Source organism: Streptomyces sp. JLYT201 (assembly GCF_059448825.1).
Window position 1 is genome coordinate 4,317,432 of sequence record NZ_CM182551.1, and the last position, 22,361, is coordinate 4,339,792.

General features: G+C 74.9%; 20 protein-coding genes. 9 read left to right on the forward strand and 11 right to left on the reverse strand.

The window, feature by feature from the left end; genetic code table 11:
* The first annotated feature begins 93 nt into the window (after positions 1-93).
* On the forward strand, positions 94-297 hold the full coding sequence (locus tag AC5WAM_RS17580) for a cold-shock protein (RefSeq protein ID WP_016645643.1): 204 nt from the start codon (positions 94-96) through the stop codon (positions 295-297).
* A gap of 629 nt (positions 298-926) precedes the next feature.
* On the opposite strand, the gene AC5WAM_RS17585 is transcribed toward AC5WAM_RS17580, so the two are convergent.
* Genes AC5WAM_RS17585 through AC5WAM_RS17610 form a run of 6 tightly spaced genes read right to left on the reverse strand, consistent with a single transcriptional unit; the run spans position 927 to position 7,429 of the window.
* A complete protein-coding gene (locus AC5WAM_RS17585; RefSeq protein WP_495523103.1) occupies positions 927-1,754 on the reverse strand; it encodes an ABC transporter ATP-binding protein in 828 nt (275 codons plus the stop codon).
* Entirely contained in the window at positions 1,751-2,698 is a 948-nt protein-coding gene (locus AC5WAM_RS17590) for an ABC transporter ATP-binding protein (protein WP_495523104.1), read from the reverse strand. The genes AC5WAM_RS17585 and AC5WAM_RS17590 overlap by 4 nt, the downstream gene beginning before the upstream one ends.
* Entirely contained in the window at positions 2,698-3,546 is an 849-nt protein-coding gene (locus AC5WAM_RS17595; RefSeq protein ID WP_366789040.1) for an ABC transporter permease, read from the reverse strand. The genes AC5WAM_RS17590 and AC5WAM_RS17595 overlap by 1 nt, the downstream gene beginning before the upstream one ends.
* Positions 3,543-4,502 carry an ABC transporter permease gene (locus AC5WAM_RS17600; protein ID WP_495523105.1) on the reverse strand — a complete coding sequence of 320 codons (960 nt, stop codon included), beginning with the start codon at positions 4,500-4,502 and terminating at the stop codon, positions 3,543-3,545. Before AC5WAM_RS17600 ends, AC5WAM_RS17595 begins: the two co-directional genes overlap by 4 nt.
* Positions 4,503-4,508: 6 nt before the next feature.
* A complete protein-coding gene (locus tag AC5WAM_RS17605) occupies positions 4,509-6,200 on the reverse strand; it encodes an ABC transporter substrate-binding protein (RefSeq protein ID WP_366789039.1) in 1,692 nt (563 codons plus the stop codon).
* Positions 6,197-7,429, reverse strand: a complete 1,233-nt coding sequence (locus tag AC5WAM_RS17610) for a C45 family autoproteolytic acyltransferase/hydrolase (RefSeq protein WP_495523106.1) — start codon at positions 7,427-7,429, stop codon at positions 6,197-6,199. The genes AC5WAM_RS17605 and AC5WAM_RS17610 overlap by 4 nt, the downstream gene beginning before the upstream one ends.
* A gap of 91 nt (positions 7,430-7,520) precedes the next feature.
* Between AC5WAM_RS17610 and AC5WAM_RS17615 the strand changes: the two genes are divergently transcribed.
* Positions 7,521-8,579, forward strand: coding sequence for a MurR/RpiR family transcriptional regulator (locus AC5WAM_RS17615; RefSeq protein ID WP_495523107.1), 1,059 nt, complete (start codon positions 7,521-7,523; stop codon positions 8,577-8,579).
* 26 nt (positions 8,580-8,605) lie between these two features.
* On the opposite strand, the gene AC5WAM_RS17620 is transcribed toward AC5WAM_RS17615, so the two are convergent.
* On the reverse strand, positions 8,606-9,121 hold the full coding sequence (locus AC5WAM_RS17620) for a helix-turn-helix domain-containing protein (RefSeq protein ID WP_253916950.1): 516 nt from the start codon (positions 9,119-9,121) through the stop codon (positions 8,606-8,608).
* Positions 9,122-9,401: 280 nt separating this feature from the next.
* Between AC5WAM_RS17620 and AC5WAM_RS17625 the strand changes: the two genes are divergently transcribed.
* Positions 9,402-10,136 carry an AzlC family ABC transporter permease gene (locus AC5WAM_RS17625; protein WP_495523108.1) on the forward strand — a complete coding sequence of 245 codons (735 nt, stop codon included), beginning with the start codon at positions 9,402-9,404 and terminating at the stop codon, positions 10,134-10,136.
* On the forward strand, positions 10,133-10,447 hold the full coding sequence (locus AC5WAM_RS17630) for an AzlD domain-containing protein (RefSeq protein WP_495523109.1): 315 nt from the start codon (positions 10,133-10,135) through the stop codon (positions 10,445-10,447). The genes AC5WAM_RS17625 and AC5WAM_RS17630 overlap by 4 nt, the downstream gene beginning before the upstream one ends.
* Positions 10,448-10,569: 122 nt before the next feature.
* Here the strand turns inward: AC5WAM_RS17630 and AC5WAM_RS17635 are convergent, their stop codons facing one another.
* Entirely contained in the window at positions 10,570-12,336 is a 1,767-nt protein-coding gene (locus tag AC5WAM_RS17635; protein ID WP_495523110.1) for an AMP-dependent synthetase/ligase, read from the reverse strand.
* Between the two features lie 166 nt (positions 12,337-12,502).
* Here AC5WAM_RS17635 and AC5WAM_RS17640 point away from each other — a divergent pair, with 166 nt between their 5' ends.
* Positions 12,503-13,552: an AraC family transcriptional regulator gene (locus AC5WAM_RS17640; RefSeq protein ID WP_366791019.1), complete on the forward strand. Its 1,050-nt coding sequence runs from the start codon at positions 12,503-12,505 to the stop codon at positions 13,550-13,552.
* Positions 13,553-13,688: 136 nt separating this feature from the next.
* Complete coding sequence (locus AC5WAM_RS17645; RefSeq protein WP_495523111.1) at positions 13,689-14,861, forward strand: lipase family protein; 1,173 nt, start codon at positions 13,689-13,691, stop codon at positions 14,859-14,861.
* 83 nt (positions 14,862-14,944) lie between these two features.
* Here AC5WAM_RS17645 and AC5WAM_RS17650 read toward each other — a convergent pair whose 3' ends face one another.
* Entirely contained in the window at positions 14,945-16,360 is a 1,416-nt protein-coding gene (locus AC5WAM_RS17650) for an MFS transporter (RefSeq protein ID WP_495523112.1), read from the reverse strand.
* 174 nt (positions 16,361-16,534) lie between these two features.
* Here AC5WAM_RS17650 and AC5WAM_RS17655 point away from each other — a divergent pair, with 174 nt between their 5' ends.
* The gene (locus AC5WAM_RS17655) at positions 16,535-17,404 is read left to right on the forward strand and encodes a helix-turn-helix transcriptional regulator (RefSeq protein WP_366791016.1); all 870 of its coding nucleotides are present in this window, start codon (positions 16,535-16,537) and stop codon (positions 17,402-17,404) included.
* An 87-nt stretch (positions 17,405-17,491) separates the two neighbouring features.
* Here AC5WAM_RS17655 and AC5WAM_RS17660 read toward each other — a convergent pair whose 3' ends face one another.
* Positions 17,492-19,015 carry an alpha/beta hydrolase gene (locus AC5WAM_RS17660; RefSeq protein ID WP_366791015.1) on the reverse strand — a complete coding sequence of 508 codons (1,524 nt, stop codon included), beginning with the start codon at positions 19,013-19,015 and terminating at the stop codon, positions 17,492-17,494.
* Between the two features lie 385 nt (positions 19,016-19,400).
* Here AC5WAM_RS17660 and AC5WAM_RS17665 point away from each other — a divergent pair, with 385 nt between their 5' ends.
* Positions 19,401-20,723 carry a 3-oxoacyl-ACP reductase gene (locus AC5WAM_RS17665; RefSeq protein ID WP_495523113.1) on the forward strand — a complete coding sequence of 441 codons (1,323 nt, stop codon included), beginning with the start codon at positions 19,401-19,403 and terminating at the stop codon, positions 20,721-20,723.
* A gap of 146 nt (positions 20,724-20,869) precedes the next feature.
* Positions 20,870-21,700, forward strand: coding sequence for a MaoC family dehydratase (locus AC5WAM_RS17670; RefSeq protein WP_495523114.1), 831 nt, complete (start codon positions 20,870-20,872; stop codon positions 21,698-21,700).
* Here the strand turns inward: AC5WAM_RS17670 and AC5WAM_RS17675 are convergent.
* Entirely contained in the window at positions 21,686-22,303 is a 618-nt protein-coding gene (locus AC5WAM_RS17675; RefSeq protein ID WP_495523601.1) for a TetR/AcrR family transcriptional regulator, read from the reverse strand. The two genes, AC5WAM_RS17670 and AC5WAM_RS17675, sit on opposite strands and share 15 nt — an antisense overlap.
* Positions 22,304-22,361 lie beyond the last annotated feature (58 nt).

Below are 22,361 nucleotides of genomic sequence, written 5' to 3' on the forward strand. Positions count from 1 at the left end.
AACCCGCAGGCTCTCGTCGTTTTCAGACTTTTGCAGTTGTTTCAACAATCGCAGGTTCTGGAGCAGGGCAACCCTTTGGCCCAAGGAGGGCTTATGGCTACCGGAACCGTGAAGTGGTTCAACGCCGAAAAGGGCTTTGGATTCATCGCCCAGGAAGGCGGCGGCCCCGACGTCTTCGTTCACTACTCCGCGATCAACGCCAGCGGTTTCCGTTCCCTCGAGGAGAACCAGGCCGTGACCTTCGACGTCACGCAGGGCCCGAAGGGCCCGCAGGCGGAGAACGTCACCCCTGCCTAGGGGCGGCTTGAACCTCCCGTAAGGGTGGCTTGATCCAACGGAAGCAGTACCCAAGGGGCCCCGCGCCCTCGCTTCGGCGAGGCACCGGGGCCCCTGCCTTTTTCTGGCGGGGGCGCCTTGGGCCGGGGGCTCCCTCGGGCAGGGTGGGCCTCCTCCCGGCGCGGGCCCATCGGCCTGCGGCCTCGTCCTCAAACGCCGGACGGGCTGAATCCTCCCTGCGGCGCCGTCGTCGCTGCCCAACGCGCTGACGCGCTTGTCCTCAAACGCCGGACGGGCTGGATCTTCTCTGCACGGGCTGAATGTTCTCTGCGGCGCCATCGCCGTTCATCGCGCTGACGCGCTCGTCCTCGAACGCCGGACGGGCTGAGGGGGGGCGGCCGGTGTGCGCTGGATCTCGTCTGCGGGCCCCCCGGAGGGCGGCGGCTGCTGAGGCTCCGCGCCGGATCCCGCCTGCGGGCTGCCCCGCCGGATCCCGGTACGGACCCGCACAGGACCTCCGGGCGCGACCGGCGACCATCTCAGCCCGTCCGGCGTTTGAGGACGAGGCGCGAAGCGCCGACAAGGGCAGGGGCCCGGGGGCGGCAGCCCCCGGTTCGGGAAGGGGCGGGCCTGGGGCGCCCCGCGAGGGATCAGCCCGTGGCCAGGGCCTCCCGCGTACGGGCCACCGCCGCCGGGTCCCAGTTCTCCCCGGGCACACTGGCCAGGAGCAGCCGCGTGTAGGCGTGCTCCGGGTCCGCGAGGACCCGGCCCGTCGGCCCCTGCTCCACCACCTCGCCCCGCCGCATCACCAGCACCTCGTCCGTCACGTGCCGCACCACCGCCAGGTCATGGCTGACGAAGACGAGCGCCACCCCCGTCTCCTCCCGGATCTCCCGCAGGAGCTGGAGGATCTGCGCCTGGATCGACACGTCGAGCGCGGCGACGGCCTCGTCGAGCACCAGGACCCGGGGGTCGACCGCCAGCGCCCGGGCGATCGCGAGGCGCTGGCGCTGCCCGCCGGACAGGTCCCGGGGCCGCGCGTCCGCCTCGCGCGCGCCCAGACCGACGCGGTCCAGGAGGTCGCGGGCGGCCGCCCCGCCCTTCTCGTCCTTGCCGTGCAGGCGCAGTGCCGTACGGAGGCACTGGGTGGCGGTGAGCCTCGGGTCCAGGGAGACGTACGGGTCCTGGAAGACCATCTGGATCTCCCTGGCCCTGGCGAGACGGCCCCGGGAGGTGCGCGGGGTGCGGGGCTCGCGGCGGCGGCCCGCCACGGTGATCTCCCCCCGGTCCGGGGGGACGAGGCCCACCAGCATGCGGGCCACGGTCGTCTTGCCGGAGCCCGATTCGCCGACGATGCCGAGGGAACCGCCCTCGGGAACCGTGAAGCCCACGTCGTGCGCGGCCCGGTGGCTGCCGCCGCCGGGCAGGGGGTAGGTCTTGCTCAGCCCGGTGGCCCGGAGCAGGGCGGTCTTCGTCACTGCTGCACCTCGATCTCGGCAGGGGAGCCCGCGGCGAGGCAGGCGGACGTGCCCCCGTCGGGCAGGGGCACCGGCTTCGGGGCCCACGTCCCGCACTCCGGCCGCGCCTGACCGCACCGCTCCACGAACGCGCACCCGTCGAACACGTCCGCGAGGGACGGCGGACGGCCCGGGATCGGGCGCAGCGGAGCCTCCAGGGCGTCCAGGGTCGGGGAGCAGGACAGCAGGCCGCGGGTGTAGGGGTGGGAGGGGGAGCTGAACAGGGACTTCGCCGTGCGCTCCTCCACCACCCGGCCCGCGTACATCACGTACACGCGGTCGCTGTACGCCGCCGCCAGGTGCAGGTCGTGGGTGATGAACAGCAGGCCCAGGCCGTGCTCGGCGCGCAGGGTGCGCAGCAGGGCGAGGATGTCGGCCTGGGTGGTGACGTCCAGGGCGCTGGTGGCCTCGTCGGCCAGGAGGAGGCGGGGGCGGGCGGCGAGGGCGCCCGCGATGACGACCCGCTGGAGCATGCCGCCGGACAGCTCGTGCGGGCGCTGGCGCACGCGGCGCTCGGGGTCGGGCAGGCCGACGGAGGCGAGCAGCGCGACGGCCTCGGCGCGGGTGGCGCCCCGCTCGGTGAGGAAGTCACCGACGCGGCGCACCGGGTTGAGGGCCGCGCGCGGGTCCTGGTGGACCAGGGCGACCGACCCCGCGCGGTGGGCGCGCAGCCTCTCGCCGGTCAGGGTGAGGACCTCGGTGCCGTCGAAGCGCACAGAACCGGAGCTGCCCGCCCCGTCCGGCAGCAGGCCGAGGGCCGTCCGCGCGGTCGTCGACTTGCCCGAGCCGGACTCGCCGACCAGGGCCACCACCTCGCCCTCGGCGACCCGCAGGGACACGGAGTCCAGGAGCGGGCGGGCGGCGCCCGGCACGGTCACGGTCACGTCGTCGATGTCGAGCAGCATCACTGCCTCCCCAGGCGGTCGGCGGCCCAGACGCCGACGACGTTGAAACAGACCACGACCAGGGCGATCGCAGTGCCGGGCACCAGGGCGGGGAGCATCGCGCCCTGGACGATCGCCGCCTGCCCCTCCTGCACCATCAGGCCCCAGTCGCAGGACGGGGGCTGGGCGCCGAAGCCCAGGTAGGAGAGGGTCGCCAGGGACATCAGGGCCTCGCCGAAGAGGACCACGAGATAGCCGAGGACGGACCGGCCCAGGTTCGGTATCAGATGGCGGGCGCAGATGCGGGCGCCGCCCATGCCCTGCACGCGGTACGCGTCGACGTACGGCTTGCGGGCCTCGGACAGGGCCAGGGAGCGGGTGTACTTGGCGATGGTCGGTGTGAAGGCCAGGCCGAGGGCGAGGACGGACGTCGTCGTGCCGGTGCCGAAGACGGCGATGATCAGGACGGTGAACAGCAGGCCCGGGAAGGCGTACATCACGTCCGTGAGGCGGGAGACGAGCGTGTCCACCCAGCCGCCGCGCCAGGCGGCGAGCACCCCGAGCGTGACGCCGAGCACCCCGGCGACGGCGAGCAGCAGGAGCGGCGCGACCAGGCTGGTCCGCGCGCCGTACAGGGCGCGGGAGAGCAGGTCCTGGCCGGAGGAGTCGGTGCCGAGGAGGTGCTCGCGGCCGGTGCCCACCAGGGAGGAGGACAGGTCGATGGCGTCCGGGGCGTAGGGCGCGAGGAGGGGGGCGAGGGCGGCCGCGAGGACGACGAGGCCGAGGAGCCCGCCCGCGATCAGGACGCCGACCGGGCGCCGCGGCCCGGCCGCCTTCACGGCGTTCGTACCGCCGAGGGTCAGGGTCATGAGCGCACCTCCTTCACGCGCGGGTCGAGCAGCGGGTGGACGGCGTCCACGGCCGTGGTGACGACGATGTAGCCGGTGACCATCAGGAGCAGGACGGCCTGCGCCACGGGGAAGTCATGGGTGTTGATGGCGCCGACGAGCAGGGAGCCGATGCCGCTGAGGCCGAAGGCGGTCTCGACGACGACGGTGCCGGCGAGCATGCCCGCCATGACCAGGCCGCACATGGTGACGATGGGCCCCAGTGCGTTGCGCAGGACGTGGCGGCGGACTATCTCCCGCTCGGGCACGCCGGACGCGCGGGCCGCCGCCACGTGGTCGGAGGCCGCCGCGTCCACCATCGCCTGCCGGGTCACGCGGCTGACCAGGGCGAGCGCGCCGAGCGCCAACGACAGGGCGGGCAGCGTGAGGTGGTGCACGGTGCCGAGGAAGCCCTCGCCGCTGCCGGTCACCGGGAACCAGCCGAGCCGGACGCCGAAGAACGACGCCAGGGCGATCGCCGCGACGAACGACGGCACCGACGCGGCGAGCGTGGTGACCCCGACCACCGCCGAGTCCACCCAGGTGGACCGCTTCACGGCGGCGAGGACTCCGGCGCCCACGCCGAGGACGACGAACAGGGCGGTGGCGTACAGGACGAGTTGGAGCGTCGTCGGGAAGCGGGCCGCCACCAGGTCGGACACCTGGTCGCTGTACTTGAACGACCGGCCGAGGTCGAGGTGCAGGCAGTCCCACAGCCAGCGGCCGTACTGGGCGGCCAGCGGCTCGTCCAGGTGGTACTCGGCGCGCACCTGGGCCAGGCGCTCGGGGGTCAGCTTGTCGCGGCCGCCCGCGAGGAAGACGGCGGGGTCGCCGGGCGCGGCGTACACGGCGGCGAAGATGACGAACGACGCGGCGAGGAGCGTGGCGAGCACGCCCGCGAGGCGCCGTACGAGACGGACGGCGATGCCCTTTCCCATGGCGGCCTAGCCTTTCCGCGCGCCCAGCCGGGCGGCCCACGGGTAGTAGAGGTACGACTGGGAGGAGGGCGGTCCGGTCAGCCGGTCGCTGAGGACGAGCGCCGTCGGCACCTGGGCGACGGGGATCCACACGGCGGCGTCGACGAACCGCCGCTGCGCCTCGGTCGTGAGCCGGGCGCGCTCGGTGTCGTCGAGCGTGGCGAGGGCCTTGTGGACGAGGCGGTCGTACGCCGGGTCCTTGAAGCCGACCCAGTTGTTGGAGGAGTCGGACAGGCCGTTGTCGTAGAAGCCCATGGGGTCGGCCTTGGAGATGTACCAGTCGCCGACGAGGACGTCGATGCCGTCGCGGGCCTGGGGGTCGCTGTAGAACTCCTCGAACTGCGCGGGCGGCACGGTCTTGATCTGCGCCCGCACCCCGATCCGCTGGAGCGCGGCGCGGGTGGCGTTGGCGACGACGGTGCGGCCCTGGCTGCTGTCGGTGCCGATGACGACGGGGTCGTCGGGGGCGCCTGCCTCCTTGACCAGCTTCTTGGCCTCGGCGAGGTCGTCGGCGGTCGGGGTCGCGGGGGCGGCGGCGCCCAGCTTCTTCTGGGCGGCGGCGAACCGGGGCCGCTCATAGCCCCAGGCCCCCGCGCCGACGGGGGCGGCCCAGGGCTGCACGAGGCCGCCGTAGCCGGAGTTGGCGATGCCCTTGCGGTCCAGGGAGAGGGACAGGGCGCGGCGGATCGCGGGGTCCTTGAGGCCGCCGCGCGCGGTGGGGATGAGCACGAGCGAGGCGGTGGAGGGGCCGTAGTACTGCCGCAGGTTCTTGGCGCGGCGCAGGGCCGCGGCCGTGTTCGGCGACTCGGCGTACGTGCCGTCGGCCGCGCCCGTCCGCAGGGCGTTGACCAGGGCGCTGTCGGAGGCCCAGCGGAAGACGACGCGGCGGGTCAGGGGCTTGGTGCCCCAATAGTCCTCGTCCGCCTCGATGGTGAGGGAGTCGCCGGACTTCCACTCCTTGAGGCGGTAGGGGCCCGAGCAGGCGTCGGCCTGGCCGGGGGTGCCGAACTCCTTGCCCGCGGCGGTGACTCGGCGGGGGTTCCACACGATGCCCGCGTCTCCGGCGAGGGCCTTGGTGAACAGGGCGTCGGGCTCCTTGAAGCGGATCGTCAGCTCGCGGGGGCCCGTCCTGCGCATCGAGGACACGTTCCCGAACTCGTCCGACTGCTCCATGTCCTTCGCGGCGTGCCGCTTGAGGCTCCACAGGACGTCGGCGGCGGTGAGCCTGGAGCCGTCGTGGAAGGTGACGCCGTCGCGGACGGTCAGGACGAGCGTGCGGTCGTCCGGCGTGCGGGCCTTCTCGGCGAGGAACGGCTCGACGCTCATGTCGGGCTGGAGCTGATACAGCCGCTCGCAGATGTTGGTGAGGACGACGCGGCCCGCGCTGCCGCCCTGGCGGTCCAGGTCGAGGGAGTCGGGCTCGTCCTCCAGGAGCCAGTCGGCGCGGTCGAGGCGGCCCTGCGCGGGCGGGGTGGTGGCGCGCAGGGTCAGCTCGGCGGCGTCGGCGGGGGCGCCGCCGAGGGCGTTGGTGTCCGCCCCGGCGCAGCCCGCCGCGAGCAGGGACACCGCGGCGAGCCCGGCGGCGGCGCGCGCGGCCCGCCGCGGCGCGGCCTGGGCCGGGCCCGTCGGGCTCGATGGTCGCGTCGGTGGGTGCGTCATCTGGCGTCTCCGAACGGGCCGTCGTACAGGTTCCAGGGAAGGTGCTGGTAGTCGCGGTCGCAGGGGGTGCCCGCCGTGACGCGGTAGTCGCCGGTGGTGAGGTCGACGCAGGAGGAGACGAGCGTGGCCCAGCGCCGCAGCTCGGGGCGGCGCGGGTCCGGGTGGGTGCACAGGGACTCGGGGTGCCCCAGGTGGTCGGACATCGCCTGCTTGATGATCTTGATCGACTCGTCGGGTCCCGTGGCGTCGCGCAGCGCGGCCAGGCCCTCCTCCGCGCGCGGGACGCGGACCAGGGAATCCGGGGACAGGGGGCGGTAGCCGGGGGCCAGGGCGGCGGGCACACCTGCCTGGTAGTGGTTGCCGTGCACGAGCAGGCCGTCCTTCGGATACATCCAGCCGTGGCCCGCGGGGGTCGTCTCCAGGTCGATGGCGAAGCCTTCGCGGCAGGTCAGCAGCGCGTTCGATGCGATGTGGGCGCGGGTGCGGCAGAGCACGTCCACGGCGTCGGTGACGGCGTGCTGGTCGAGCACGCTGCGGCGCACCACGGTCTGCGGCAGGCCCACCGCGTCGCTGAAGCGCCCGCCCAGGCCGTTCGCATTGAGCGCGATGCCCGCCGAATTGGCTCCCTGGCGGCCGATCTGGCCCGCCTCGACCTGCATGATCAGGGTGGGCCTCGGGGGCTGCACGACGCGCAGCATCACCACGGTGTCGGCCACTCCGGCGCGCCAGTCCCAGTTCTGCCCCGCGTACACATGGCCGTCGCCGCTGGCCGGGCCGTACGCCGCGAAGGAGGTGCAGCCGTCGGCGGCTTCGGCGGAGGCGTCAGCCGCGGTGGAGGCGTCAGCCGCGGCTTCGGCGGCCGCGCCCGCCGCCCCCTCGGGGGCCGCCATCCGCTTGAAGGATCTGTCGTAGATCACCTCACCGCGCGCGTTCAACGCGAGGACGTCGAGGAGGTCCACCCCCGCGCCCTCCGCTATGCCCGCCATCTCCTCCTCCAGATGCGGCGCGTACTCCCGGACGGGCTTGAGCCAGCGGGCGGCGCGGGCGGTCACCTGGTCCCAGGTCAGCCCCGCGGACTGGCCGAACGCGGCCGCGTAGTACCCGAGGGCCGCGTGCAGTTGGGGGCGGACGGCCTCGCCGTACTGCCGGCCGCGCTCGGTCGGCGTGCCGGAGATCTCGACCACGGGGAGGACCCGGTCGGATCGGTCGGAGGTGGTGCGCGGGGCCATTCTTCTCCTGTAACGTCGGTTACGAAAGGCTCGATGCTTGGAACGTGCCATCCAGCATGTAACGTCCATCACACGGGAGTCAAGACCTGTAATGAAGATTTCAGAGCCGCCGGAGGGCGGAGCGGCGGACGGGCCGGACAGAACGGCGGGCACGGCGGACGGGACCGGCACCCCGGGCGGACCGCCGACGGCATCGATGGACGCAACGACGGATGCATCTACGGACGCATCTACGGGCGGACCGGCAGGCGGGCCCACCGACGGGCCGGACGACGCGGGCGGTGCCGCGCGGCTGCGCACCGCCGTGCGCGGGCAGTGGGAGACCCTGTCCGCCTCCGAGCGCGCCGTCGCCCAGTACCTGGCGAGCGTGCCCGCCGAGTCCCTCCTCTTCGCCTCCGCCCAGGAGCTCGGCTCGGCCAGCGGGACCAGCAACGCCACCGTGGTCCGCGCCCTCCAGCGCCTCGGCTACGCGGGCCTGCCCGCGCTCAAGCGCGACCTCGCCACGGACTTCACGGCGGCGGTCGCCCCCGAGGTGCGGCTCGCCAAGCGCATCGCGCACGTCGGCCGGGACCTCGGCGGCATCTGGGACGAGGTCTTCGACGAGGCGCAGGAGCGCATCGAGCACGCCCGCCGCCTCACCCCCGACGACGCGCTGCGCACGGCCGTCGGCGTCCTCGCCGACGCGGGCGAGATCCACGCGTACGGAGTCGCCGCGTCCGAGCTGGCCGCCCGCCATCTGGCCCTCACCCTGGGCCGCGTCGGCCGGCGCGCGCGATACGTCGGCGCGACCGGCTTCGCGCTCGCCGACCACCTGCTCGCGCTGCGCCAGGGCGACGCCGTGGTGATCTTCCAGCCGGGCCGGGACCTGGCGGAGCTCTCCGTCCTCATCGAGCGGGCGCGGGCGGTGGGGGCGCGGGTCCTGCTGGTCACGGACGAGCTCGCCGAGCGGTACGGAGGGCGCGTGGATGCGGTGCTCACCGCCCCGCACACGCCCACGGGCATCACCACCGAGGCGTTGACCGCCCTGGTCGTGGCGGACGTCCTGCTCCTCGCGCTGACCACGCTCGACGAGGCGAGGGCCGTGGACACGTCCCACCAGCTGACGGCCCTGCGCGAGCAGCTCCTTGCACCCCGGCCGCGCAGGGGATAGCGCCCCGCCCGGACCCCGGGCCCGCCCTACACGTGCTGCATGACCAGCACGAACGTCGTCCCCGGCACCAGCGCTTCGTACGCGTGCGGCACATCGCCCCGGTACGCCATGTAGTCGCCGGGCAGCAGCTCCACCGGCTCGTCGCGGGGGCCCGCAAGGAGGCGGCCGGTGGAGACGATCAGGTGCTCCACGGTGCCGGGGTTGTGCGGGTCGGACTCGCGCGCCGGGCCGGGCTCCATGGCGCCGTGGTAGATGTCGCGGCGCAGGCCGGACGGGCCCCTGGAGAGCAGCGTGCCCGCGTACGAGGAGCGCTCCGCGTGCATGGTCGGGCCCTCCCCCGCACGGATCACGGTGACGGCGGGGGCGGGCGACTCCATGAGCGCGCTGAACGGCACGCCGAGCGCCACGGCGAGCGCCCAGACCGTCTCGATGCCCGGGTTGCCGGTTGCCGCCTCCAGCTGGGACAGCGTGGACTTGGCGATTCCGGCGCGCTTGGCCAGCTCGGAGAGGGAGAGCCCGGCGCGTGCGCGCTCCCTACGCAGAGCCTGCGCGACCCATTCGCGCGGGGCGCGAGGGGCGTGAGGCGCCTGCGGGGTGCGTGGGGCCTCCGCGCGGCCTGCGGCACCTTCCGCCCTGCCCGCACCGCCCGCACCGCCTGCGCCACCCGCACCGCCTGCGCCACCTGCGCCGTCTGCGCCACCTGCGCCGTCTGCGCCTTCCGCGTTGCGATCCGTCCTCACCGTTACGACTCCCGACTGTTCGGCATGCCAGTCCATTCGTTCGCCTTGACGAACATGATCCCTCTGGACCATCCTACGGCGCATGCGTTCGACACAGCGAACAGATGACCCGACAGAACGAACAGCCGGGTTCGTCCGCTTCTCCGACCTGCCCTCCGACGTGCTCCGCGACATCGCCCTCGTCCTGCTCGCCGACCTCGTCGTCGGCGTGTCCTTCGGCGCGATCGCCGTCGCGGGCGGCCTGCCGGTGTGGGTGCCCGTCACCATGTCGCTGCTCGTGTACGCGGGCTCCGCCCAGTTCAGCGCGGTCGCCGTGCTCACCTCGGGCGGCGGCGCGGCGGCCGCCGCCGCGACCGGGCTGCTGCTCAACACCCGCACCGCGGCCTTCAGCCTGGCCGTGGCCGACAGCCTGGGCCGCTCCTGGGCGGCGCGGCTCGTGGGCGCGCACCTGGTCACCGACGAGACGGCGGCGTTCGTCCTGGCCCAGCCCGACGCGCGGCGGCGCAGGGCCGCGTTCTGGATATCCGGGCTCGGCCTGTTCGTCGCGTGGAACGCGAGCGTGCTCGCGGGCGCCCTCGCCGGCTCCGCGCTCGGCGACACCGCCCGGTTCGGGCTCGACGCGGCCTTCCCCGCCGTGCTGGTGGCCCTCGTCCTGCCCGTCCTGCGCGCCGCCGACGGCGGCGCGCGCCGGGCCGCCGCCCTCGGCGCGGTGCTCGCCGTGGCGGCGGCTCCGGTGCTGCCCGCGGGCCTGCCCGTGCTGCTCGCGCTCCTCGGCCTGCTCGCGACGGGCCGCCGTCCCGCCGGAGGTGCGGCATGAACGCCCAGCTCGTCTGCGTCCTGGCCCTGGCCGCCGGAACCTATGCCTTCCGGCTCGCCGGGCCGCTGCTCCACGGCCGGGTCGAACTGCCCGCACGGGTCCAGGAGTTGCTGGCGGTCGCGGCCACCGTGATCCTCGTCGCGCTCCTCGCGACCGGTACCTTCACCGAGGGGCACGCCTTCGCGGGCTGGTCGCGCCCGGCGGGCGTGCTCGTCGGGGTGGCGCTCGCCTGGCGCCGCGCGCCGTTCGTGATGGTGGTCGTGGGAGCGGCGGGCGCCACGGCCCTGCTGCGCCTCGCGGGCCTGTCGTAGACCGCCGGACGGCGCCCACCGCGCCTCGCCGGTCCGGCACAGGCAGCTCCGGCACAGGCAGCTCTCGCCGCGCCCCGCCGGTCCCGTACGGGCCGTCCCCGCCGGTCCCGCACAGGCCCCCGCTACCCCTCGCCGCCCCGCCGCAGCCCGCCGTACAGCTCCTCCACGACCGGCCCGTACCGCTCCGCCACCGCCCGCCGCCGCACCTTCAGGCTCGGCGTCAGGAGCCCCGACTCCACCGTGAAGTCCTCCTCCAGGACGGCGAAGCCGCGGATCCGCGCCGGGCGCGACACCCGCGCGTTGGCCTCGTCGACCGCCTCCTTGACCAGGGCGCGGACCGTCGGGTCGGCCGCGAGCGGCTCGGTGAGGGTGACGCCCGCGCGCCCCGCCCACCCCGTGACCTCCTCCGCGTCGAGCGTGATCAGCGCGACGGGGTAGGGCCGCCGGTCGCCGACGAGGACCGCGCGGGAGACGAACCGCGAGGCCTGGACGGCGAGTTCGGTCAGCGAAGGCGTCAGGTTCTTGCCGCCCGAGGTGATGATGAGGTCCTTCTTGCGCCCGGTGAGGGTGAGATAGCCGTCCTCGTCGAGGGCGCCCAGGTCGCCGGTGTGCAGCCAGCCGTCGGCGTCGAGGGCCGCGCGGGTCGCGGCCGGGTCGCCGTGGTAGCCGGGGAACACGTTGGGCCCGCGCGCGAGGACCTCCCCGTCGTCCGCGATCCGCACCTCGCAGCCCGCGATGGGCCGCCCCACCGTGCCGTACTTGACCGCGCCGGGGTGGTTCAGGCTGATGACGCCGCCGGACTCGGTCATCCCGTACCCCTCGAAGACCTGGATGCCGCAGGCCCGCAGGAAGTCCAGGACGTGCGGGGCGATCGGCGCGCCGCCGGTGAGGGCCCAGCGCACCCGGCCCCCGAGCGCCTGTCTGACCGGCGCGAACAGCGCCTCGTCCGCGGCCTCGTACGCCTCCTGGAGCTCCGGCGGCAGCGCCCCGTCCGCCGCGAGGACGCCGACGCGCACCGCCTCCGCGAAGCGCTCGCGACCGCCCTCCCGGGACTCCGCGAGGGAGAGGACCGTCGAGTACACCTTCTCGAACAGGCGCGGCACCGACGGCAGATGCGTCGGCCGGGCCTCGGCCAGCTCGGCGACGACGTCCTCGATCCGGCCGCCGAAGTACACGACCGTGCCGCCCTCGATGAGGGTCGTGACCTCGATGAGCTGCGCGAGCAGGTGCGCGAGCGGCAGATACAGGTACGTCGCGTCGCCGGGGCCGCCCTCGATGAGCGGCAGCGAGGCGTCCTGCACGGCCCCGAGGTTGCCGAGGGTGAGGACACAGCCCTTGGGCGGTCCGGTGGTGCCGGAGGTGTAGATGACGGTCGCGGGGTCCGCGGGGCCGCGGCCGCCCGCCCGGTCGAGCAGCGCCTCGTCCGTGACCGTGCCGGCGTCCGCGTACGCCCGCGGGTCCGTCATCGACACGAGCCCGCGCAGCCCCGGCAGTTCGCCGCGCAGCCGCTCCACCTCGGCGACGCGGTCCGCGTCCTCGCACAGCACCACCGAGGCACCGGAGTCCCCGAGGACCCAGGCCAGTTCCTCGGCGCCCGCCGTCGGATACACGGGCACGAGGACCGCGCCCGCCGCGAGCACGCCGAGGTGCGCGTACGTCCACTCGGGGCGGGTCTCGGCGAGCACCGCGACCCGGTCGCCGGGCGCCACGCCCATGCCGACGAGCGCCCGGCCCACCCGCCGCGCCTCGGCGCGCAGTTCCTCGTACGACACCTCCCGCCACTGCCCCGCGCGCTTGAACCGCAGGGCGGGCAGCGTGCCGTGGCGGTCCGCAGCCCACTCCGCGAGCACGGACAGGGTCGGGGGCCGGAGCGTCGGCTGATCCGTCATGCGTCGACGCTAGGGAAGCGGACCGGCCGCGCGGCATGACGCGAAACGTCACCACGGCTGACCCGGGCGCTCACCACCGCGCGCCCCCGCCGTGAATCGGCCAACCCCGCGCACGCCGGCGGGCACACCCTTCTTGAGCAGGTGCCCTGCGGCTAACGTCATGGTCATGGCGAGGCGGACGATCACCGTGCACCACGTGCGGGCCGTGCTGCGCGGCGTGGAGCGGCGCGGCATCGACACCGTGCCCCTGCTCCAGACCGCCCAGATCCCGCCCCTGCTGCTCGGCGACGACCGGGCCCGGATCACCGCGCCCCAGTTCGCCCGGCTCTTCCGGGAGCTGTACCGCACGACGCACGACGAGTTCCTCGGCCTCGGCTCCTCACCCAGCAGGCCCGGCACCTTCGCGATGATGTGCTACGCCGCGCTCGGCTGCCGCGACCTGGGCGCGGCCATGGAGCGCGGGGTCACCTTCTACGGGCTCTTCCCCGGCGGCCCCGACCTCGTCCTCACCCGCACCCCGGACGCCGCCGTCTTCACCGTGCGCAACGACCTGGAGCAGGACTTCTTCCTCGCCGAGTGCCTCGTCATCATCTGGCACCGGCTGTGCAGCTGGCTGATCGGCCGCCGCATCCCGCTGCGCTGGGCCGACTTCGGGCATCCGCCGCCCCCGCACAAGGACGAGTACGAGCTGCTCTTCGGCTGCCCCGTGCGCTTCGGCGCCGAGCGCACCGGCGCCGGACTCGCCCCGCACTGGCTGAACGCGCCGCTCGTGCGCGACGAGGACGCCCTCGCGGCGATGCTGCGCCGCGCCCCCTTCGACCTGCTCTCGCGGCGCGACTACGGCACCACGGTCGCCGAGCAGGTGCGCAGGACCCTCGCCACCGCGCTGCGCGCCTCGCCGCGCCTGCCCTCGCTCGGCGAGATCGCGGCGCGCCTCGCGCTCAGCCCGTCGACGCTGCGCCGCCGCCTCGCGCAGGAGTCCACGTCGTACCAGGAGCTGAAGGACGCGGTGCGGCGGGACGCGGCGATCGCCGGGCTCGCGGAGGGCCGGGAGCCGATCGCGGACCTCGCGGCGCGGCTCGGCTTCTCCGAGGACACGGCGTTCCACCGGGCGTTCCGGCGGTGGACGGGGACGACGCCGGGCGCGTACCGGTACGCGTACCGCGACGGACGCGGCCCGGCGTACGGCGATGGTCCCGGCGGTCAACGAAGCTGAGCGTTCGCGTCAGCCCCGTACTTACTCACAAGTCACTACGGTCGTCGGCATCGGACCACCCGAACGACGAAGCCCCCGCACCACTCGGCACGACCCAGCCCCCACGCACAGTCGGGAGAGCCGCATGCACCCACGTATGTCCTTGAGATGGCTGGCGGTGACGGCGGCGGCGGGCCTGGCCGCCGCGACGCTCGCCACCACCCCCGCCCACGCGGACGACACCGGCGCCCCCGGGGGCGCGGCCGCCCCCGGCGACATCGTCAAGACCGAGCCCAGCGCCTTCCACCCGCTGCCCGGCCAGCCCACGAACACCAGGGCCTGGAAGATCCACTACCGCTCGACGACGGCGAAGGGCGAGCCGAACACGGTCTCCGGCACGGTCATCGTCCCGCAGGACGGGCGCCCGGGGCCCCGCCCGCTGATCACGTACGCCGTCGGCACGGTCGGCGTCGGCGACCAGTGCGCGCCGAGCGCGGGCTTCCCGCGCGGCACCGCCCTCGAAGCCAACCTCATCCAGCAGCTCACCCTGCGCGGCTGGGCCGTCGTCGTCACCGACTACGAGGGCCTCGGCACGCCCGGCGACCACACGTACACGGTCGGCCGCTCCGCGGGCCACGCCGTGCTCGACGCGGCCCGGGCCGCGATCCGGCTGCCCGAGGCGGGCCTCGCGGGCGTGTCGGCGGATTCCCCGGTCGGCATCATGGGCTACTCCCAGGGCGGCCAGGCCACTTCCTGGGCGGCGGAGCTGCACGGCAGTTACGCCCCCGAGCTGAAGGTGAAGGGCACGGCGACCGGCGGCGTGCCCGGCGACCTGCGGAAGGTGGCCGCCTTCAACGACGGCTCGTACGGCGCGGGCCTGATCTTCATGGCGGCGATCGGCCAGAACGCGGCGTTCCCCGAGCTGGACCTGGAGTCGTACCTCAACCCGCTCGGCACGTCCCTCATCGGCGCGCTGCGCACCAGCTGCGTGGCGGACGGCTCGGTCCTCGGCGCCTTCAAGAAGATCAGCGACGTGACCACCGAGAACCCCCTGGAGCAGCCCGACTGGCGCCAGCGCCTGCGCGAGTCCCAGGTCGGCACGCGCGCTCCCGACGCGCCGGTGTACCTCTACCACGCGCTCGCCGACGAACTGATCCCGTACGGGGTCGGCAAGCAGGTCCGCGAGGACTGGTGCGCGCAGGGCGCGCGGGTCGAGTGGCACACGATCCCGCTCGGCGAACACGTCAGCGGCGTCATCACCCAGTCCCCCCTGGCGGCCCAGTGGCTGGCCGACCGCTTCGCCGGCAGGCCCGCCCCCGGCAACTGCTAGCCCCGCCCCTCCGGCACACGGGCCGCGCGGGCCCGGACCCCGCCCGCGCGGCACCCTCGCGACGGCGCGCGGGCGGCGGGGCCTCAGCGCGCGCCGCCCCTCGGCAGCCGCCACACCGAGAGCGCCGCCGTGCCCAGCAGCACCAGGCCCACCACCACGAGCCCCTGCCGCATGCCGCTCAGCGAGAAGCCGCCGCCGCTGCCGATGAGCGCCCCGAACAGCGCCACCGAGAGCGCGCCGCCCGTCTGCCGCAGCGAGTTGAGCAGGCCGGAGGCCGTGCCCGCGCGGTGGCCGGGGACCGTGTCCATCAGCAGGGCCGTCAGCGCGGGCACGGCGAGCGCGCCGCCGATGCCGGTCGGTACGAGCAGGACGAGGACCAGCCACATCGGGGTGTCCGCCGCGAGCGGAAGCAGCGCGAACATGGCCGCGGCCAGGATCAGTTGTCCGGTCACGATCACCGGGCGGCGGCCCACCCGCTCCGCGACCCGGGGCGAGACGAGGTTCGTCGAGGTGATGAGCACCGCGAGCGGCACGAACGTCAGGCCCGCCGCCACCGCCGACATGCCCCGCAGCTGCTGGAGGTACAGGCCGAGCAGGAACACCACCCCGTAGAAGCCCGCGTTGACCGCGAAGCCGACCGCCAGCGACGCGCTGACCTCGCCCTTGCGCAGCAGGGACAGCGGCACCATGGGCGCCGGGTGGCGCCGTTCGGCGGCGCGGAAGGCGAAGGCCGCGGCCACCGCGAGCCCCGCAGCGAGCAGCACCGAGGGGCTGGTCGGCCCCGCGTGCCCGCCCTCGATGACGGCGTACGCGAGCGCGCCGAGGCCGAGCACGGCCGTGAGCTGGCCGGGCACGTCCAGCGGCGCCGGGCGGCGCGGCGACGGCGCGGTGCGGGCGAGCAGCGCCAGGATCAGGGCGCCCAGCGGCAGGTTGAGCAGGAAGACGGCACGCCAGCCGACCGTCTGGGTCAGGACGCCGCCGAGCACCGGGCCCGCGGCCATCGCGGCGGAGCCGCCCACCGTCCACAGCGCGATGGCGCGGGCGCGGCGCTTCGGGTCGTCGTACGCCTGCCGGATCAACGCGAGCGAGGCGGGCATCACGACGGCGGCCGCGGCCCCCTGCGCGACCCGGGCGGCGATCAGCGCGCCGATGCCGGGCGCGAGGGCGCAGGCCAGCGAGGCGAGCGTGAACAGGGCGGCGCCCCAGGCGTAGGCGCGCCGCGCCCCGGCCCGGTCGGCGAGCGCCCCCGCGGAGATCATCAGCGCCGCGAACATCAGCGTGTACGCGTCCACGACCCACTGCAGGCCCGTCATGCCGCCGTGCAGGGAGGAGCCGATGTCCGGCAGGGCGATGTTGACGGCGGAGACGTCGACGGTGATGACGGTGAAGCCGAGGAGGGAGGCGAGGAGGGCGATGGCGGCTCGGGGGGCTGATGGGGCTGGTGGCGCTGGTGAGGCCGTGGGGGCGAGCGGTGCGTGGAGCGTTGCGGTGGCGGCCATGGGGAGGGTCCTCTCTCGGGGCCGGCGCGGAGCGGTGAAGGCCCGGCGCGGAGCGGCGGTGGCAGGAACAGCCTCCGCCCCGGCCGCCGCCCCCGGCAGACCGCCGTGTTCCTGGCCCTGACACGGCCCCCCACCGGCCTCCCGCCGCGCCCCGGGGCCGGGGACAATGAACGTATGAACAGCAACGGCGGGACCGAGCTCGGCCGCTATCTGCGGGCGCGCCGCGCCCAGGTCCGCCCCGAGGACGCGGGGCTCCCCGCGGGGACGGGCATCCGGCGGACGCCGGGTCTGCGCCGCGAGGAGCTGGCGACCCTCGCCGGGGTGAGCGTCGACTACTACACGCGCCTGGAGCGCGGCCGCGAGTCCAACCCGTCACCGGCCGTGGTCGACGCCCTGGCACGCGCCCTGCGCCTGCGCGGCGACGCCCACGAGCGGCTGCACGAGCTGGCGGAGCTGGCCTCGGGCCGCCTCTCCGAACCGCGTCCCACCGACGAGTTCACCGTCCGCGAATCCGTGCACCGGATGCTGGAGGCGCTGCGCCCGCTGCCCGCGTACGTGGTGAGCCCGCACAGCGACATGCTCGCCGCGAACGCGCCGGGCCGCCGCCTCCTGCCGGGCCTGTGGGACTGGCCCGCGCAGGAGCGCAACCTCGTGCGCTACCTCTTCCTGCACCCCGTGGGCCGCACCCTCTACGTACCGTGGGAGGAGACGGTCGCCCTGTCCATCGCGCATCTGCGCGCGGTCGGCGGCCGCGACCCGGACTCGCCGCGCCTGACCGCCCTCGTGGGCGAGCTGATGCTCAAGTCCCCCGACTTCGCCCGCCTCTGGGACCGCTACGAGGTCTGCGAGCGCGGCGGCGGCGTCAAGTCCTTCGCGCACCCCAAGGCCGGCCCGATGACCCTCACGTACGAGGTCATGTCCCTGGCCCGCACCGGCGGCCAGCGCCTGGTCACCTACCAGGCCGAGCCGGGCACGCCCGACGAGGCGGCGCTCCTTCGCCTGGACTCCGCGGCCCGCACGACGGCCCCGCCGAGGACGCGCTAGGGCCGGGCCCGCGGGAGGTCACTCCGGCGGGAGGTCACTCCGGCGGGAGGTCACGGCGGGGGCACGGCGGGAGGCCACGGCTGGAGGTCACTCCCGCCACTCCACCGAGCACGAACTCCCGTTCTTCGGCAGCTCCTTGTACAGCAGGAACCCGTCCACCTTCGCCTTCACGCACTTGGAGCCGAAGTACCCGGTGTGCCCGTCGCCCTTGTTGTCGAGCACGACCGCGGCGGAGCCGAGCCGCTCCGCGGTCTCCACCGTCCAGCGGTACGGCGTCGCCGGGTCGCCCCGCGTCCCGACGAGCAGCAGCTTCGGCGTGTCGACGTCCCGTACGTCCTTACGGATGTACGAGGTGCCCGCGGGCCAGCCGAAGCACATCAGGACGAGCGCCAGGTTGTGCTCGCCGAAGACCGGCGAGGCCTCCTTGAACTCCCGCTGGAGCCGCCCGATCTCCTTCTCCACCTGGTGCGCGTCCGGCCGGTCGGGGTCGTCGGCGCAGTTCACCGCGGCGAGCGCGGCGCTCTCGTTGTCCTGCGGCACGTCCTGGCGCCCCATGCCCCCGGCGCCGCCGACGCGCAGCAGCGCCCGCGGGTCGCCGTCGGCGAGCAGCGCGCCGAGCGCCTGCGACAGGGCGGGCCAGGCCTGTCGGCTGTACAGGGCGGAGCCGATCACGCTCACCACGTCCTGCCCGGTGAACTTCTCGCCGTCCGTGGAGCGCAGCGGCATGGCGTCGAGGTCCTCGATGACCTTCACCATGGTCTCCCGGGCCCGGCGCGAGTCGTTGCCGAACACGCACCCGGCGTTCTTCGTGCACCACAGCAGGAAGTTGTCGAGCGCGGTCTGCTGTCCCTCGGCGGACACGAGCCCCTGCTCGTCGACGGGCTCCGTCAGCGTGTCCACGCCGTCGAGCACCATGCGCCCGACCTTCTTCGGGAACTGCGCCGCGTACACCGCGCCGAGCCGCGTCCCGTACGAGAAGCCCAGGTAGTTGAGCTTCTTGTCGCCGAGGGCCGCGCGCATGACGTCCATGTCGCGCGAGACGTTCACGGTGCCGATGTGTTCGAGGACGGGGCCCGACTCCTTGGCGCAGCGCTCGGCGGTCCTGCGCAGCTGCTCCAGGACGGCCGCCGCGTCGTCGGGGTTGTCGAGCCCCTCGGGCTCCGGTTCGTCACCGCAGCTCACGGGCTCGCTCAGACCCACCCCGCGCGGGTCGAAGCCCACCACGTCATAGCGCTTGCCGAGGTCCCCGAAGCCCTTCAGATCGGCCCCGAGCCCGGCCACTCCGGGGCCGCCGGGGCCGCCGAAGTTCACCAGGAGCGAGCCGCGCTTCTTGCCGCTCGCCTTCACCTTCAGCATGGCCAGGTCGACGGTGCCGGAGCCCGGCCGCGCGTAGTCGAGCGGCACGGTGAGCGTGCCGCAGCGGACGTCCCCGTTCTCTGTGACCGTCTCCGGGAGGTTCTGCTTCTCCGGCGTGCAGGCGGCCCACTTGACCTTCTGGGCGTAGAAGCGCTTGAGGTCCGGCCGTGGGGGCGCGGCCCCGGTCGTGGTGGCGGGCAGGGCCGTGAGGGCCAGGGCGAGGGCGGTGACGCCCGTGAGCGCCGGTATGCGCACGGCGGCCTCCAAGAGGTGCGGTCCCCTTCCGCAAGGCTAGGCGCCCCGGCCGCACCCCGCCCCTCCAGCACGGCTACGCCCCGTGATCGCCCCTGCTCAGGGTGGATGCAGGAGGGCGGCCATCCCCGCCCTGGCTGCGATCCCGGCCGGGATGCGGCCCGGCCCCGGCCGCGGCTGCCGCCAGGATTCGGCCCGGCCCTCGCCACCGCCCCCGCCGGGATTCGGCGGTATCCCTCGACCAGCTCCTGACCCTTGAGTAACCTTACCGAAGGGTAAATTGCAGCAGCCGCACGCCCCTTGAGAAGCGCCCCTCGGGAAGCGCCCCTCGGGAAGCGGGCGGACACCTGCTCGCCCCGCCGAGACCGACCGAGCTGGGAGCTGGGCCATGGCCGACCGCTATCTGACGTTCACCCGCACCGCCCCCGGCCGCTTCCTCACCCGCAGGCTCGGCCTGCCCCGGCCCGTGCCGCTGCGCCGCTGGTCGCCCGAACACCCCACGCTCCAAGGCCCGTTGCTGCACCTCACGGCGGGTGACGTACCGCTGCCCGGCCTGCACGAGGCGCTCACCCGCACCGGACTGCCGCCGCACACCGGGCCGTTGGGCACCCGGCGCCCCGCCGCCGTCGTCCTGGACGCGACCGGAGTCGCCACCGTCACCGCCCTCGTGGACGTGCACGCCACGCTGCACCCCGTGGTGCGGTCGCTCGCGGACTGCGGCCGCGTCGTCGTCCTCGGCGCGCCGCCCTCCCCCGCCGACCACCACCAGGCCGCCGCGCAGCAGGCCCTCGACGGGTTCGTCCGCTCCCTCGCGAAGGAGCTCGGCCGGGGCGGCACCGCGACGCTCGTCCGCACCACCTCCGCGCCCGCCACCGAGCCCACCCTGCGCTTCCTGCTCTCCCCCAAGTCCGCGTACGTCAACGGCCAGACCATCGAGGTCGACCGGAGCGCCCACGACGAGGGCGCGCCCGAACTCCTCGATCCCGCGCGTCCGTTGGCGGGCCGCACCGCACTCGTCACCGGCGCGGCCCGCGGCATAGGCGAGGCGGTCGCCCAGGTCCTGGCCCGCGACGGCGCCCACGTCGTCGCCCTCGACGTGCCCGCCGCGCGCACCGGTCTCGTACGCGTCGCCGAGCGCGTCGGCGGCACCCCGCTGACCCTCGACATCACCGCCGACGACGCGGGCGAGCGGATCGCCGCCGCCCTGCCCGACGGCCTCGACGTCCTCGTCCACAACGCGGGCATCACCCGGGACCGGCGCCTCGCCAACATGGCCGCCGACCGCTGGAGTTCGGTCCTCGACGTCAATCTGGGCAGCGTCCTGCGCACCACGGACTTCCTCCTGAAGTCCGGCACGCTGCGGCGCGGCGGCAGCGTCGTCGCCACCGCGTCCATCGCGGGGCTCGCGGGCAACGCCGGGCAGACCAACTACGCCGCCAGCAAGGCGGGCGTCACCGGCCTGGTCCGGTCCCTCGCGCCCCGGGCCCTCGCCGAACACGGCATCGCCGTCAACGCGGTGGCCCCCGGCTTCATCGAGACCCGCATGACCGCGGCCGTGCCCCTCCTCATCCGCGAGGCCGGACGCCGCATGAACTCCCTCGCGCAGGCAGGGCAGCCCGTCGACGTCGCCGAAACAGTGGCGTGGCTGGCCCAGGGCGGAGTCAACGGCCAGGTCATACGCGTCTGCGGCCAGAGCCTCCTGGGCGCGTGACGCCACCGCCGCGCCCCAGCCGCGCCCTCCCCGCGCCGCCTCGGCCGCACGAGGCCCCCCCGGCGGCTGCGCGGCTGTGGGCCATCGCCCCGCACCGCCCCAAGGTGCCGAGCAACCGTCGAGCCCGCCCCCGCGAAAGGCCCCCCATGCCCCCGGCCCCACTCCCCCTCACCCTCCTCAAGGGCGCCCTCCTCTCCCCCTTCAAGCGCCCGGGCACCGGGCATCCCGGCCCGCCGGGCCTGCGGGGCCGCGCCCGGATCTCGCCCGCCCGCGTGGACGCGTACCGCCGGGTCTGCGGGTTCGCCCCCGCCGGGGACACCGTCCCCCTGCCCTACCCCCACGTCCTCGCGTTCCCCCTCACCACCCGCCTCCTGGCCGCCCGGGCCTTCCCGCTGCCCCTGCTCGGCCTGGTGCACACCTCCGTCGAGGTCGTACAGCGCGGAGTCCTCCGGCTCACGGACGACCTCGACTTCACGGCGTACGTGGAGAAGCTGACGCCGCACCGCCGCGGCACGGAGGCCACCCTCGCCGTGGAGGCGGCCGTCGACGGGACGGCCGTCTGGGAGTCCCGCAGCACCTACCTCGCCCGCCACCGCACCACCACGGCGGCGCCCGTGCGGAGCCCCGGCGAGGAGCCCCCGCTGCCCGCCGGCCCGCGGTGGCGGCTCGCGGCCGGTCTGGGCCGCCGCTACGGCGCCGTCTCCGGCGACCGCAACCCCATCCACCTGCACCCGCTCACGGCCCGCCCCTTCGGCTTCCCGCGTGCGATCGCCCACGGCATGTGGACGTTCGCCCGCTGCCTGGCGGAGTACGGGCTCGACGACACCGGGCCGGTCCGCGTGACCGCCGAGTTCCGGGCCCCCGTACTGCTGCCCGCGACCGTCACGTACGGCCGCCGGGGGCAGGACTTCGAGCTGCGCGACAGCGCGGGGCGCCCGCACCTGCGCGGCCGGGTGGAGCCGCTAGCGGGGCGGTGACCAGGAACGCCCCTCCATCAGGCCCCCGAGCCCCGCCCAGGCGAAGTCCATGAGCGTGGCCGCGGCCTCCTTGGCGGCGACGGACGGCTCCGCGTTGGCCCACCCGGCGAGCGACTCCGCGGCCCCGACCAGGGCGTACGCGAGCCCCGCGACCTCGCGGTCGGGCAGCGACGGATCCCGGTGCGCGGCCCGCGCCGCCGCGCCGATGAGCGCGGTCACGAAGGAGACGATCTCCGCGCGCAGCGCGTTCACCTCGGCGGCGAACGGCTCACCGACCGTGCGCGCCTGGCTGTGCAGCACCGCCCAGGCGTCCGGGTGGCGCGCGGTGTGCTCGAAGAACGCCCGCAGGCCGTCCCAGAGCTGCTGGTCCGCGGGCGCCTCGGGGCTCACGGCCGAGCGCACGGCCCGGACGAGCGCGGCGGCCTCCCGCCGGATGCAGGCGGTGAACAGGTCTTCCTTGGAGTTCAGATACAGATACACCAGAGGCTTGGAGACCCCCGCCGACTCCGCTATCTCGTCCATGGACGCGGCCCGGTACCCCCGCTGCCCGAAGGTGGCCACCGCCGCGTCGAGCATCTGCCGCTCCCGCACGGCCCGCGGCATCCGCTTGCGCCGCCGCTCCCCGGCCTCGCCCCCGCCCCTCACGGCACCCGCCCTTCCC

What these genes read in the sequence shown, in the direction of transcription:
- AC5WAM_RS17650 (WP_495523112.1), bottom strand. Translation starts at nt 16,360, where the DNA reads ATGGCCGCCACCGCAACGCTCCACGCACCGCTCGCCCCCACGGCCTCA.
- AC5WAM_RS17670 (WP_495523114.1), top strand. Translation starts at nt 20,870, where the DNA reads ATGCCCCCGGCCCCACTCCCCCTCACCCTCCTCAAGGGCGCCCTCCTC.
- AC5WAM_RS17615 (WP_495523107.1), top strand. Translation starts at nt 7,521, where the DNA reads ATGAAGATTTCAGAGCCGCCGGAGGGCGGAGCGGCGGACGGGCCGGAC.
- AC5WAM_RS17590 (WP_495523104.1), bottom strand. Translation starts at nt 2,698, where the DNA reads ATGCTGCTCGACATCGACGACGTGACCGTGACCGTGCCGGGCGCCGCC.
- AC5WAM_RS17580 (WP_016645643.1), top strand. Translation starts at nt 94, where the DNA reads ATGGCTACCGGAACCGTGAAGTGGTTCAACGCCGAAAAGGGCTTTGGA.
- AC5WAM_RS17625 (WP_495523108.1), top strand. Translation starts at nt 9,402, where the DNA reads ATGCGTTCGACACAGCGAACAGATGACCCGACAGAACGAACAGCCGGG.
- AC5WAM_RS17600 (WP_495523105.1), bottom strand. Translation starts at nt 4,502, where the DNA reads ATGGGAAAGGGCATCGCCGTCCGTCTCGTACGGCGCCTCGCGGGCGTG.
- AC5WAM_RS17665 (WP_495523113.1), top strand. Translation starts at nt 19,401, where the DNA reads ATGGCCGACCGCTATCTGACGTTCACCCGCACCGCCCCCGGCCGCTTC.
- AC5WAM_RS17610 (WP_495523106.1), bottom strand. Translation starts at nt 7,429, where the DNA reads ATGGCCCCGCGCACCACCTCCGACCGATCCGACCGGGTCCTCCCCGTG.
- AC5WAM_RS17645 (WP_495523111.1), top strand. Translation starts at nt 13,689, where the DNA reads ATGTCCTTGAGATGGCTGGCGGTGACGGCGGCGGCGGGCCTGGCCGCC.
- AC5WAM_RS17605 (WP_366789039.1), bottom strand. Translation starts at nt 6,200, where the DNA reads ATGACGCACCCACCGACGCGACCATCGAGCCCGACGGGCCCGGCCCAG.
- AC5WAM_RS17675 (WP_495523601.1), bottom strand. Translation starts at nt 22,303, where the DNA reads ATGCCGCGGGCCGTGCGGGAGCGGCAGATGCTCGACGCGGCGGTGGCC.
- AC5WAM_RS17655 (WP_366791016.1), top strand. Translation starts at nt 16,535, where the DNA reads ATGAACAGCAACGGCGGGACCGAGCTCGGCCGCTATCTGCGGGCGCGC.
- AC5WAM_RS17635 (WP_495523110.1), bottom strand. Translation starts at nt 12,336, where the DNA reads ATGACGGATCAGCCGACGCTCCGGCCCCCGACCCTGTCCGTGCTCGCG.
- AC5WAM_RS17595 (WP_366789040.1), bottom strand. Translation starts at nt 3,546, where the DNA reads ATGACCCTGACCCTCGGCGGTACGAACGCCGTGAAGGCGGCCGGGCCG.
- AC5WAM_RS17630 (WP_495523109.1), top strand. Translation starts at nt 10,133, where the DNA reads ATGAACGCCCAGCTCGTCTGCGTCCTGGCCCTGGCCGCCGGAACCTAT.
- AC5WAM_RS17640 (WP_366791019.1), top strand. Translation starts at nt 12,503, where the DNA reads ATGGCGAGGCGGACGATCACCGTGCACCACGTGCGGGCCGTGCTGCGC.